This is a genomic window from Actinacidiphila sp. bgisy144, assembly GCF_057708105.1.
This window is the reverse complement of sequence record NZ_JBYIRM010000029.1, coordinates 97,189-109,543: the sequence shown is the minus strand read 5'-3', so window position 1 is coordinate 109,543 and position 12,355 is coordinate 97,189. Positions and strand designations below refer to the sequence as shown.

Here is a 12,355-nt window from a genome sequence, read left to right as displayed (position 1 = left end):
CGGGTGTCCTTCGTCGACACCCGCGCGGCGTCGGGGAAGGACGGGAGCCCCAGATAGGTGCCGTTCATCGGACGATTCCTGTCTCTGCGCGCCAGTAGGGGTGTTCCTCGGTGGACGCGAGGATCTCCGCGATGTGGACGGTCCGCAGCGGCGAGCGGTCCCGGCGGAGGATGCCGTCGAGGTGCATCAGGCAGGAGTTGTCCGCCCCGCACAGCACCCCGGCGCCGGTGTCGAGGGCGTGCCGGACCTTGTCCTGGCCCATGGCGACGGACACGTCCGGGTTCTTGACCGCGAAGGTGCCGCCGAAGCCGCAGCACTCCTCGGCGCCCTCCAACTCCCGCAGCTGGAGGCCCTTGACGGCCTGGAGCAGCTTCCGGGGCCGTTCGCCCAGCCCGAGCATGCGCAGGCCGTGGCAGGACGGGTGATAGGCGACGGTGTGCGGGAAGTACGCGCCCACGTCCGTCACCTGGAGCACGTCCACCAGGAACTCCGTCAGTTCGTACGTCTTGGGCACGGCATGGGCCGCCGCCGCGGCGAGGCTGCCGTCGCCGTCCCGGCCCTCGGCGGCCGCGCGCTCGGCGATCCGGGGGTAGTTGTCGCGCACCATGGCCGCGCACGAGCCGGACGGCGTGACCACGTAGTCGTAGCCGTCGAAGACCTCGGCGTAGCGGCGGGCCAGCGGCTCGGTCTCGTGCCGGTAGCCGGTGTTGAACTGCGGCTGGCCGCAACAGGTCTGGGCCTCGGGGAAGTCCACTTCCACGCCCAGCCGCTCCAGCAGTCGCACCACGGCCCGGCAGGTGTCCGGATACAGGAGGTCGTTGACACAGGTCACGAAGAGGGCGACCCGCAAGGTGTCTTCGTGCCGCACCTCGCCGCCGCTCGGCTGTCGATCAGGCATGCGCTCATACTGCCCCAAGCGCGCACAGCGGGGGAAGCATACATCCGATGTTTCCTGCCCTGCGCTTCGGCGCCGGTGAGACGTCAGGTGTCCCGGCGGGGCGTCAGGTGCCCCCGGCGGGCCGCGGGCTCACCCGGCGGGCACAGGCAGCGGCGCACCGTCCCCGGCTGCGAGCAGCGCGCGTATCTCGCGGACGGCGCTGCGTCCGGCCCGGTTGGCGCCGATGGTGCTCGCTGACGGACCGTAGCCGAGCAGGTGCACCCGGGGGTCCTTCACCACGCGGGTGCCGTCGAGCCGGACGCCGCCGCCCGCCTCGCGCAGCCGCAGCGGGGCGAGGTGGTCCAGCGCCGCCCGGAAACCGGTGGCCCACAGGATGACGTCGGCGTCCAGCGTCCGGCCGTCGGCCCATGCCACGCCGTGCGGGGTGATCCGGTCGAAGACCGGCTCCCGGCGCAGCACCCCGCGGGCCCGGGCCTCGCGTACGGCCTCGGTCGCGGCCAGGCCCGTCACGCTCACCACGCTCTGCGGCGGCAGGCCCTGGCGCACCCGGTCGTCCACCCGGGCCACCACCGAGCGCCCCCACTCCTCGTCGAACGGGGTGTCGCGGAAGACCGGGGGCCGCCGGGTCACCCAGGTGGTGCGGGCCGCGCCGCCCGGTTCGTTCAGCTCCATCAGCAACTGCACCGCCGAGGTGCCGCCGCCCACCACCACGACGTGCAGCCCGGCGAACTCCGCCGCGCCCCGGTAGCCGGCGGTGTGCAGCTGCCGCCCGAGGAAGCTCTCCTGGCCCGGGTAGTACGGCAGGAACGGCCGGTCCCAGGTGCCCGTCGCGTTCAGCAGCGCCCGCACCGACCAGGTGCCGCGGTCGGTCTCCACCCGCAGCCGCCCGCCGGTCCCCTCCCGTACCGCCGCCACGTCCACCGGGCGCAGCACCCGCAGGTCGAACTCCTCCTCGTACCGCCGGAAGTAGGCGCCGACGACCTGCGAGGACGGCAGGTCCGGGTCGCCGCCGGCCAGCTCCATCCCGGGCAGCGAGTGCACCCCGTGCGCCTTCGCGTACGTCAGCGACGGCCACCTGAACTGCCAGGCGCCGCCGGGCCGCGGGGCGTGGTCGAACACCACGAAGTCCGTGCCGGCCCGCAGGCCCGCCCGGTGCAGGAAGTACGCCGCCGACAGGCCCGCCTGGCCCGCGCCCACCACCGCGACGTCCGCGTCCGCGACCGCCGCCCCGTCCGCCCCCGGCATCCGGCCCGCCTGTACCTCGTCCATGCCGGTGCCAACCACGCCCGCCCCGCATTGCTTCCCCCCGGCCGCGCCAGGCGAGCCCTGGGCCGGCCCTGGCTTTGAGATGCCCGTCCTGTTCCCCGCCCCACACCGTGACGGCCCCGGTGCGGGGCGGGGGATCTTGCCGACGATCAGGGGTGGCCGCTCACCACAGCGTGGCGATCTTGTCGGCCAGGGCATCGGCCTGGGCCCGCCCGGCTTGTGCTGCGGCCTTCCGGCGCTGGGGATCGTACGGGTTGGGGCCGATGGCCTCGACGCTCTGTTCGTCCGGCACGATGAGACATACCTCGGCCTGTTCGGCCAAGGCTTCCGCATCCGCGGCCGCGCCGGGAATCTGCCCGTAGCCGTCAGGCATCGGCGCCAGGATGACGATCCTGTCGTGCCCGGCGGCCAGGCGTGCGTTGGCGGTGGAGACCATGCCGCCGTCCACCCAGGAACGGCCCTGGAAGTGTTCGAGAGGCCAGACGCCGGGGACCGCACCGCTCGCGGAGACAGCGTCGGTCAGCGAGACGCCCGCGTGCTCGTCGAACAGATGCAGCTCGCCCGTGTCGGCGTCGATCGCGGTGACTTTCAAGCCGGCGGGCCAGTCCGCGGTGACCAGACGAGAGGTGACGACGTGCCGTCGGGTGGCTGAGGGCACGGGCTCGGGGTCTGCTTTGGAGATGCGTCCCATCGCCGCGCCGACCTTGCGCGGGTCGTCGCCGCCCTCGGCGAGGGCCGCCCACCAGGCGGCCATGGTGGCCTCGGACGCCTTGCCCGCCACCTCGTTGTCGTCCGGGCCGAGCTGGGAGGCGAAGAGCCGCTCCAGGTCGTAGCCGCTGGCGACGGCGGTTCCGACGAACGATCCCGCCGAGGTTCCGATCACGGAGGTGGCCTTGCTCCAGTCGACTCCCTGGGAGCTGAGCCCTGCCAGGACGCCGACTTCCCAAGCGATGCCTGTCACACCGCCTCCGCCGAGGACGAGAGCGCGCGAGAGGGGCTGGGTCGGATGTGCCATGGGACGACTCCTCGCTGTACGAACCACCCGGAACCCGACCATGATCCTCTCTTCAGGAGTTCACCGCACGATGAGGGCGGCGGCGCATTGCGCATGCGACGAGCTCCATCCGGGACACCGCCTAGACCAGGGGGCCGGAGGCCCAGCGGCGCAGGCGGGCGACGCGGTCGGCGGCCTCTTCGAGGCGGGCGATCGGGAGGTCGCCGTCGGAGACGGCGCGGGCGGCGGCCGCGTGGATCGCCTCGCGGACGCCCGGGCCGCTGCCGGGCCCGAGCCGGACCAGGTCCACCCCGGCGATCCAGGCGAGGACGGCGGCACCGGGCACGCCCCAGCCGTCGACCACGGACGGCGCGTCCAGCGCTTCGCTCACCACCACCCCGGTGTAGCCCAGTTCGCCGCGCAGCACTCCGGTGACCACGTGGGCGCTCAGGGCCGCGGGGGCGGCCGCCGAGATGGCCCGTACGCCCGCGGCGGCGCCCTCCGCGAACGGCCGGAGGCTGCCGATGCCGGTGAAGGGCCCCAACGCCGCGGCCACGCCGTGCGCCTGAAGGTCCGTCACGAACGTGCGGGTGGCGTCGGGGCGGTCGCTCGGCGGTACCGCCAGGTGCAGGTTGGCGCCCGCGGCGAGCAGTTCGGCGGCGGTCGCGGCGCCGGGCGGTCCGGCGGGGCCGGGCGGTCCCGCGGGGCCCAGGTGGCCGGTGAGGGCGTCCGGCAGGGCGGCCCGTACGGCGTCCGACGCGGCCCGGGCGGCGGGGCCGTACGCGTGTACGGCGGCGCCCGGCGTGCCCCGCTCCAGGCCGCGCAGTATCCACTCCGGCAGGTGGGGGCCGGTGCCGCGCACGGAGGGCAGCACGCAGGAGTCGACCAGCACGGCGAGCCGGTGCAGCGTCTTCACGGCGGGGTCCCCCTTCGGGGCGCGGCAGGCGGCGAACTCCCGAATGGTACAGACCAATCCTCGGCCGGGGCAACGCCCCCGCGACCTGGCGCCGAGGCGGCCGCCGGGCCGGTGCGCGACCATGGAGGGCATGGCCGATAGCTTCGGAACCCGCGTCCTCGACATCCGTACCGGCGACCGTGAGACGGTCCACGACCTGACCGGCGCGTGCGCCGGCTTCCTGCGGGAGGTGGCGCAGGAGCGGGACGGGCTGCTCAACGTCTTCGTGCCGCACGCCACCGCGGGGATCGCCGTCATCGAGACCGGCGCGGGCAGCGACGACGACCTGCTCGCCCTGCTCGGCGACCTGCTGCCGGCCGACGACCGCTGGCAGCACCGGCACGGCCCGCGCGGCCACGGCCGCGACCACGTGCTGCCCGCGCTGGTGCCGCCGCACGCCACGCTCCCGGTGATCGGCGGCCGGCTGGACCTGGGCACCTGGCAGTCCGTCGTCCTGGTGGACACCAACGTCTCCAACACCGACCGCCAGGTACGCCTGAGCTTCCTCGGCTGAGCCGCCCGGCCCCCGCACCGAGCCCGCTCCCCGCAGCGTGCGGCTGCCTGTCGGCGACCCGCAAGGAGACCGCACCGGGTGACGTACGCACCGGTTTCCGCCGCGCGCGCCGGCCTCAGCCCGCGCCGCCGCCCAGCACCTGCGCCAGCTCGTACGACACCGGCTCCTCCAGCTGCGCGTACGTGCAGCTGTCCGGGCTGCGGTCCGGGCGCCAGCGGCGGAACTGCGCGGTGTGCCGGAAGCGGCCGCCCTGCATGTGGTCGTAGGCGACCTCCAGCACGCGCTCGGGGCGCAGCGGCACCCACGACAGGTCCTTGCCGCCGGTCCAGCGGCTCGGGCCGCCCGGCAGCCGGCCGGCGGCCTGCGCCTCCTGACTGGCCCACTCCTGCCACGGGTGGCCCGCGACGGACTCCATCCGCAGCGGCGCCAGCTCCTCCATCAGGGCCCGGCGCCGCGCCATCGGGAAGGACGCGCAGACCCCGACGTGCTGGAGCTGCCCGCCGGCGTCGTACAGGCCCAGCAGCAGCGAGCCGACCACCGGGCCGCTCTTGTGCGGCCGCAGCCCGGCGACCACGCAGTCCGCGGTCCGCTCGTGCTTGACCTTGACCATCGCCCGCACCCCGGGCCGGTACGGCAGGTCGTACGGTTTGGCGACCACGCCGTCCAGGCCGGCGCCCTCGAACTGCTCGAACCACTCCTGCGCGCGGACCAGCTCACCGGTGGCGGGCGTGACGTGCACGGGCGCGTCCGCCTTTCGCAGGGCGTCGAGCAGCGCCTCCCGCCGCTCCCGCTGGGGCGTGTCCATCAGCGACGTGCCGCCCAGCGCCAGCAGGTCGAAGGCGACGAAGCTCGCCGGTGTGGCCTCCGCCAGGTGGCGCACCCGGGAGTCGGCCGGGTGGATGCGCTCCAGCAGCGCGTCGAAGTCCAGCCGGCCGCCCGCGGCGACGACGATCTCCCCGTCCAGCACGCAGCGCGCGGGCAGGTGGGTGCGCAGCGCCCGGACCAGCTCGGGGAAGTAGCGGGTCAGCGGCTTGCCGGAGCGGCTGCCGAGCTCCACCTCGTCGCCGTCGCGGAAGACGATCGCCCGGAAGCCGTCCCACTTCGGCTCGTACAGCATCCCGGGGGGCACGGCCGCGGCCGTCTTCGCCAGCATCGGCCGCACCGGCGGCAGCACGGGAAGGTCCATGCCCGGATTGTCCGCCGCCCGGCAGCCGGGCGCCCGCCGAGCGGGCGGCCGGCATGCGGCCTAGCGTGAAGGGCATGGCACAAGCGCTGGAGCTCACGGTCGGCGAGCGCACGGTCCGCGTGACCAACCCGGACAAGGTGTACTTCCCCGCGCGCGGGTTCACCAAAGCCGACGTCGTCCGCTACTACCTGAGCGTGGGCGACGGCATCCTGCGCGTGCTGCGGGACCGGCCCACCACGCTGGAGCGGTACCCCGACGGCGTCGACGGCGAGTCCTTCTTCCAGAAGCGCGCCCCGAAGAACCTCCCCGAGTGGATCCCGACCGGCCGCATCTCCTTCCCCAGCGGCCGCCACGCCGACGAGATCTGCCCCACCGAGCCCGCCGCCGTGGCCTGGGCGGCGAACCTCGGCTGCCTCACCTTCCACCCCTGGCCGGTGCGCCGCACGGACACCGAGCACCCCGACGAGCTGCGCATCGACCTCGACCCGCAGCCCGGCACCGACTACGCCGACGCGGTGCGCGCCGCCCACCTGCTGCGCGAGGTGCTCGACGGCCTGGGCCTGACCGGCTGGCCGAAGACCTCCGGCGGCCGGGGCCTGCACGTGTTCGTGCCGATCGCCCCCGAGTGGACCTTCGTCCAGGTCCGCCGCTCGGCGATCGCGGTCGCCCGTGAGCTGGAGCGGCGCGACCCGCGGCACATCACCACCGCCTGGTGGAAGGAGGAGCGCGGCGCGAAGATCTTCGTCGACTACAACCAGACCGCCCGCGACCGCACCATCGCCAGCGCCTACTCGGTCCGCCCGCGCCCGCAGGCGCCCGTCTCCGCGCCGCTGCGCTGGGACGAGCTGGACAGCGCGGTGCCCGACGACTTCGACCTCGCCACGATGCCCGGCCGGTACGCCGAGGTCGGCGACCTGCACGCGGACATGGACGAGCACGCCTTCCGGCTCGACGAGGCCCTGGAGCTGGCCGCGCGCGACGAGGCCGAACACGGCCTGGGCGACCTGCCCTACCCGCCGGACCACCCGAAGATGGCCGGGGAGCCGAAGCGGGTCCAGCCCAGCCGGGCGAAGAAGCAGGCCGGGTAGCGCGCCCGCCGCCCGTGCGCCGGGCCGCGGTGGCGCCTCAGTCGAAGGTCTCGACGTACTCCTCCGGCGGGCCCAGCTCCGGGCGGTCGCGCAGCTCGATCCGCGGCCCGAAGCGCTCCAGTTCCAGCACGGTGACGGTGTTGCCGCCCGCGGCCAGCAGCGGCGCGGGGACGTACAGCGTCTGCTGCGGGCCGATCTCCCAGTAGCGGCCCAGCAGGGTGCCGTTGACCCAGGCGAAGCCCTTGCCGAACCCGGGGAGGGCCAGGAAGGTGTCGGCGGGCTCCGGCAGGTCGAACGACGCGTCGGCGAAGCCCGCGCCACCCCCGGGCGGCGCGGCGTCCGGCGCGCTGCGCACGTCCGACGCCGGCCACTCGTCCAGCGGGAGCGGGTACATCTCCCAGCCGTGCACGTACCGCCGCTCGATCCGCACCCCGCCGAGGATGCCCTTGCCCTGGCCCAGCAGCGGGCCGTAGTTGATCCGGCCCTGGTTCTCCACCAGCAGGTCCAGCCGCACCCGCCGGCCGGCGCCCTCGACCGCCAGCGAACCGGTCTCCTGGCCCAGCACGCCGCAGGGCGCGCCGTCGACGAAGACCTGCGCCCGGTCGTGCAGCCCGCTGACCGTCAACTCCTGGGTGCCGTGCGGCAGTCGCGGCCACGCCCGGTACAGCACCAGGCCGGAGGGCTGCTCCAGTTCCTCGAAGCTCATCGGGTACGGCGACCGGACGGCCGCCGACAGCGCGGTGAGCCCGTCGAGCAGGCCCGCGCCGCGCCGGACGGGCACGGTGCGCGGGGCGAGCAGCCGGGGCTCCGGCGGCAGCGGGCGCTCCTCCGCTCCGGCTCCGTCCGCCGCGGCATCGGTCCCGGATGCGCCTGCCACCCGGGCGAGTTGCTCGCGCAGGGCGAAGAACTTCGGGCCGAGCGCGCCGTGTTCGGCGATCGGCGCGTCGGAGTCGTAGCTGGTGGCGGTGGGCAGGAAGCGGGTGCCGTCGTGGTTGGCACCCGCCCACAGGCCGAAGTTGGTGCCGCCGTGCGCCATGTAGAGGCTCACCGAGCCGCCCTCGTCGAGGATCTCGCCGAGCGTGGCGGCGGCGCCGGCGGCCGAGCGCACATGGTGCGGGTCTCCCCAGTGGTCGAACCAGCCGTTCCAGAACTCGGCGCACACGAACGGCTCGTCCGTACGGCGCTCGCGCAGCAGCCGCGCCGCCTGGCCGGGCCGCGAGCCGAGCGTCGCGGCGGCGAGCACGCCCGGCACACAACCGCCGTCCTGCATCAGCTCGGTGGGCCCGTCCGCGGTGTACAGCAGTTCGCTGATGCCGCGCGCCACCAGCGCGTCGCGCATCCACTCCAGGTAGTCGGTGTCGTCGCCGTAGCTGCCGTACTCGTTCTCCACCTGCACCGCGACGACCGGCCCGTCGTACGCCGCCTGGGCCGCCGCGATCCTGGGCACCAGCACGTCGAACCAGCGCGCCACCTCCTCCAGGAACAGCCGCTGCGAGGTGCGCGGCCGTATCCCGGGCAGCCCGGTCAGCCAGGACGGCAGCCCGCCGTTGTCCCACTCGGCGCAGATGTACGGGCCCGGGCGGACGACCACGTCCAGGCCGGCGTCCTGGGCGAGGGCGAGGAAGCGCTCCAGGTCGCGCGGGCCGTCGAAGCGGGGGGCGGTGCGGCGCGGCTGGTGGAAGTTCCACGGCACGTAGGTGTCCACGGTGTTGAGGCCCAGCGCCGCCAACCGGGCCAGCCGGTCCGCCCATTGCGCCGGGTGCACCCGGAAGTAGTGCAGCGAGCCGGAGAGCATCCGGTGCGGCTCGCCGTCCCGCAGGAGCGTGCCCCGCCGGTGGGTGAGGATCGGCGCGGGCGGCCCGGCCGATCCGTCCGCGGCGGGTACGGCGCTTTCGTCCGCGGGCCGCCGCGGGTCCACTGCCAGGCCGGCTGCCACGCCCACCGCCATGCCACGAAATGATACCGATACCGTCCGGTCCGCCGCCGGGTCCGTCATGCCTGCTCCCTGGTGACGTGCTCACGGGTGGAGCAGTCTCGGGTGGAACTGTCGCACAGGATGTTATCGATGCCAAGACGGGTCCCGGGGCCGTACGGGCGCGGTGGCGCGGCCCGCGCACCCGGGAGCGGGCCGTTATCATCGGGCCAGGAGCGGAAGGGGCCCATGGACAAGCAGAGCGGGCGCGGGACCGCACGGCCGCCGGGGATGACGGATGTCGCGCGGGTCGCCGGGGTGTCCGCGCAGACGGTCTCCCGCGCCCTGGCCGGGCATCCGAACGTGCAGGCGGCGACCCGCGCGAAGGTGCTCGCGGCGGTGGAGCAGCTGGGCTACCGGCGCAACAACGCCGCCCGGATGCTCTCCTCCGGCCGCAGCCGCACCATCGGCGTGGTCACCCTCCAGACGAGCTTCTACTCGCGCACCGCGCTCACCTCGGGCATCGAGCACGCCGCCCAGAGCGCCGGCTACGCGGTGAGCACCGCCACCACCGCCTCGCTGGACACCTCCGCGATCGAGGGTGCGCTCCAGCGGCTGGCCGACCAGCACGTGGAGGGCGTGATCCTCGCGGTGCCGCTGATCCATGTCTCGCGGCAGATCGAGCAGTTGACCGGCGCGGTGCCCACCATCACCATCGACGGCTCGCGCACCTCGGCCACCGAGGTGGTCGCCGTCGACCAGTCGCTGGCCGCCCGGCTGGCCACCCGCCATCTGCTCGACCTCGGCCACGAGACCGTCTGGCACGTCGCCGGGCCGCAGCAGTGGCTCGACGCGGCGAGCCGCGCGGCCGGCTGGCGGGCCGAACTGGAGGCCGCCGGGCGTACGGTGCCGCCGGAGCTGGCCGGCGACTGGTCGCCCGCCTCCGGCTACCGCAACGGCCTGGTCCTGGGGCGGATTCCGGACGTCACCGCGGTGTTCGTGGCGAGCGACGAGATGGCGTTCGGCGTGATCAGGGCGCTGCACGAACTCGGGCGCAGGGTGCCGGAGGACATCTCGGTGGTCGGGGTCGACGACATCGCGCTGGCCGAGTACTGCTCGCCGTCGCTGACCACGGTCGCGCAACCCTTCGCGCGGATGGGGGAGTTGGCGGTGGCGCACCTGGTGCGGGCGATCGCCGAGCCCGGCGCGGCGCCCGAACCCGCGTCCGTGGAACCGGCGCTGGTGGTGCGCGCGAGCACCGCTGCGGCCCGGCCGCGCTGACCTGCCGGGGAGCCCCGGGGCTCCCCGGGGTGATCGCTCCCCGCCGGAAGCGGCCACCCCGGGGGCCTTGGGTGCCTCGGGTGTCCCGGGGCGCCCCCGGGCCGGGTCAGACCATCCGCAGCGGCCTGTGCAGCCCGGACAGCGCCAGCAGGTCGACCGGTACGACCTCCTGGGTGCGGTCGTCGACCACCGAGACCCGCACCGCCGGGCTCGGGTTGGCGTCCGTGGTCGCCCGGTCGTCCAGCGCGAACAGCACGTTGACCGGGCGGGCGCCCCCGGCGGCGGCGTGCACCCCGGCGTACCGCAGCACCCGCCAGCCGCCCTCGTCCCAGGAGTCCAGCAGCCCGGACCGTACGATCGGCGAGGACGCCTGCCAGGCGAGCGAGCGCTCCAGCAACTCCACCGACGCCTCGAGGGGCACCCGCCCGCCCGGGCCGGACGGCAGCGGGGTGCCGAACACCCGAACCCGCAGCCGCCGCAGCGGCATCCACACCCGGTCCAGGTCCCGGGACAGCGCCAGCAGCGCCGCCGCGGCCGCCGCGAGCACCAGCACCGACCAGCCCGGGTCCCGGGCCAGCCGCGACCACCAGGCGGTGCCCGCGAAGGCCGCGGCCACCCCGGCGGCCAGCACCGCGCCCGCCCGCAGGAACGCGCGCGCCCCGATCGGGCCCTCGTCGCGGGCGCTGCACCCGCATGAGGACTGCGGCGCGGTCGCCTTCGCGTAGCCGAGATAGCCGGTGAAGCCCGCCCCGAGCAGCGCGGTCGCCGCGCCGGGCAGCACCGTGCCCGGGACGGCCAGCAGGCCCGCGGCGGCGGCGAGTTCGGCGGCGCCGACCGCGCGCAGCGCGAACGCCGCCCGGTGGCCGTTGCCGAGCACCCGCACCAGCACGGTGTTCGCCGCGACCTGCGCGGTGCGCCGGCCGAACAGCTTGGCCGCCCCGGTCGCCGCGAGCAGTACACCGCACACCAGGGGAGCGAGGTCGAGGATCATCGCGCCGCCCCTCAATGCCCGACCGTGACGCGGGCGATGTCCACCGAGTCGTCCGCGGGCCGCCACGCGCCGAGCACCTGCGCGGTCTGCCCGATCCGCACCCGGGTCAGGTCCGGCGTGAGCGACCCGCCGAGGTAGGACGCGGTGGTCGTCTCGGGCACGATCCGGCCCACCACGGCGTGGTTGCCGTCGCCGTGGGTGAGGTGCAGGCGGTCCTTGGCGATGCCGCGCACCGTGCAGAACAGGTTGACGATGTTCACCCACACCGCGTCAGCGGCGATGGTGCCGTCGGGCATGTCCACACCCCGCGCGTACAGCCCGTCGCCGACCTCGATCGCCTCGGCGGTGGTGGTGCGCAGCTTCCAGACGCTGGTGGCGTTGGTGAGCTGGATCAGGTGCCGCTCGCCGGTCGAGCCGGCCACTTCCAGCACGGAGCCGTTGATGGCGGTGATCCGGCCCTCGGCGAAGGTCGATCTGGTGATCGCCGGGTCGAGTGACGGGCCGGGTGCGGCGAACGCGGCGTCGGCGTCGAGCCCGCCGAGCGCCGAGGCGCCCACGATGGTGGCCCCGCCGAGTGCGGCGGTGGTCAGGAAGCGCCTGCGGTCGAAGCCGGAACGGCCCCTGGGGTCCTGGTGGTTGCTCATGTCGGTGCTCCTCCTTCCGGGCCGGGTCACTCGTAGATGTAGACCGGCAGCATGCCGGAGCTGAGGCTGCCGATCGCGGAGAAGGCCGCGGGGGTCAGGTCGATCACGCGGTTGGTGCGGCAGCTGCCGTTGCAGCAGGTGGCCTCGCCGCAGAAGCTCTGGGTGCGCGGGCCGCAGTCGGCGACGGTGACGCACACCTGCGCGCCGGAGCACTGGTGCTTGACGTTCATCACCGAGCCGCAGCCGCGCCGCGGGATGCCCTCGCCGCACACGTCGGGCCGGGTGATCGCGTAGCAGGCGGCGGTGGTGTTGGGCCAGGCGGCCATGTGGGAGCTGGACTGGCAGGTGCCGCAGGCGCCGGTGCCGGCGCTGCCGCAGGGGCCCCAGGAGCTGCCGCAGCAGAACCAGGTGCTCTCGCCTGCCCAGAGGCTGGTCGATCCGCAAGCCATGTCGGGTTCCTTTCGACTTCGGGTGGGGTGGGGGAGGGGAAGAAATGTCGCGTGCATGACAACTACCTGTACGGCGGTGTCCCGGCGTACGGCCGGAACCGGGTGCGGCGTGCTGGGTGCGGTGTGCCCTGTGCGACGTGCGGTCTGCGACGTGCCCGTGGTGCCTCGTGGAGCCGC

The 12,355-nt window shown here is 74.8% G+C and carries 12 protein-coding genes; 3 read left to right on the top strand and 9 right to left on the bottom strand.

Annotated features, from left to right (window positions below; all coding sequences use genetic code 11):
* Positions 1 to 64: 64 nt before the first annotated feature.
* From AC3EVP_RS28410 to AC3EVP_RS28395, 4 genes are all read right to left on the bottom strand, one after another.
* On the bottom strand, positions 65 to 850 hold the full coding sequence (locus AC3EVP_RS28410) for a (Fe-S)-binding protein (protein ID WP_435134668.1): 786 nt from the start codon (positions 848 to 850) through the stop codon (positions 65 to 67).
* Between the two features lie 177 nt (positions 851 to 1,027).
* Positions 1,028 to 2,167, bottom strand: coding sequence for an NAD(P)-binding domain-containing protein (locus AC3EVP_RS28405; protein ID WP_435134659.1), 1,140 nt, complete (start codon positions 2,165 to 2,167; stop codon positions 1,028 to 1,030).
* Between the two features lie 160 nt (positions 2,168 to 2,327).
* Positions 2,328 to 3,179, bottom strand: a complete 852-nt coding sequence (locus AC3EVP_RS28400; protein WP_435134656.1) for a patatin-like phospholipase family protein — start codon at positions 3,177 to 3,179, stop codon at positions 2,328 to 2,330.
* A gap of 121 nt (positions 3,180 to 3,300) precedes the next feature.
* Positions 3,301 to 4,074, bottom strand: a complete 774-nt coding sequence (locus AC3EVP_RS28395) for a glycoside hydrolase family 3 N-terminal domain-containing protein (protein ID WP_435134653.1) — start codon at positions 4,072 to 4,074, stop codon at positions 3,301 to 3,303.
* A 130-nt stretch (positions 4,075 to 4,204) separates the two neighbouring features.
* On the opposite strand from AC3EVP_RS28395, the gene AC3EVP_RS28390 reads away from it, so the two are divergent.
* Positions 4,205 to 4,627, top strand: a complete 423-nt coding sequence (locus AC3EVP_RS28390; RefSeq protein ID WP_435134650.1) for a secondary thiamine-phosphate synthase enzyme YjbQ — start codon at positions 4,205 to 4,207, stop codon at positions 4,625 to 4,627.
* A 115-nt stretch (positions 4,628 to 4,742) separates the two neighbouring features.
* Here the strand turns inward: AC3EVP_RS28390 and AC3EVP_RS28385 are convergent, their stop codons facing one another.
* Positions 4,743 to 5,813 carry an ATP-dependent DNA ligase gene (locus AC3EVP_RS28385; RefSeq protein ID WP_435134647.1) on the bottom strand — a complete coding sequence of 357 codons (1,071 nt, stop codon included), beginning with the start codon at positions 5,811 to 5,813 and terminating at the stop codon, positions 4,743 to 4,745.
* 74 nt (positions 5,814 to 5,887) lie between these two features.
* Between AC3EVP_RS28385 and ligD the strand changes: the two genes are divergently transcribed.
* On the top strand, positions 5,888 to 6,901 hold the full coding sequence (gene ligD / locus AC3EVP_RS28380; protein ID WP_435134644.1) for a non-homologous end-joining DNA ligase: 1,014 nt from the start codon (positions 5,888 to 5,890) through the stop codon (positions 6,899 to 6,901).
* Between the two features lie 37 nt (positions 6,902 to 6,938).
* Here the strand turns inward: ligD and AC3EVP_RS28375 are convergent, their stop codons facing one another.
* Complete coding sequence (locus tag AC3EVP_RS28375; protein WP_435134641.1) at positions 6,939 to 8,849, bottom strand: glycoside hydrolase family 35 protein; 1,911 nt, start codon at positions 8,847 to 8,849, stop codon at positions 6,939 to 6,941.
* A 213-nt stretch (positions 8,850 to 9,062) separates the two neighbouring features.
* Here AC3EVP_RS28375 and AC3EVP_RS28370 point away from each other — a divergent pair, with 213 nt between their 5' ends.
* Positions 9,063 to 10,094: a LacI family DNA-binding transcriptional regulator gene (locus AC3EVP_RS28370; protein WP_435134638.1), complete on the top strand. Its 1,032-nt coding sequence runs from the start codon at positions 9,063 to 9,065 to the stop codon at positions 10,092 to 10,094.
* Positions 10,095 to 10,200: 106 nt separating this feature from the next.
* Here AC3EVP_RS28370 and AC3EVP_RS28365 read toward each other — a convergent pair whose 3' ends face one another.
* From AC3EVP_RS28365 to AC3EVP_RS28355, 3 genes are read right to left on the bottom strand one after another with little or no spacing between them, the layout of a single operon-like run.
* A complete protein-coding gene (locus AC3EVP_RS28365; RefSeq protein ID WP_435134635.1) occupies positions 10,201 to 11,085 on the bottom strand; it encodes a MauE/DoxX family redox-associated membrane protein in 885 nt (294 codons plus the stop codon).
* An 11-nt stretch (positions 11,086 to 11,096) separates the two neighbouring features.
* Complete coding sequence (locus AC3EVP_RS28360; protein WP_335980107.1) at positions 11,097 to 11,729, bottom strand: cell wall protein; 633 nt, start codon at positions 11,727 to 11,729, stop codon at positions 11,097 to 11,099.
* A gap of 26 nt (positions 11,730 to 11,755) precedes the next feature.
* Entirely contained in the window at positions 11,756 to 12,178 is a 423-nt protein-coding gene (locus AC3EVP_RS28355) for an RlpA-like double-psi beta-barrel domain-containing protein (protein WP_335980105.1), read from the bottom strand.
* Positions 12,179 to 12,355 lie beyond the last annotated feature (177 nt).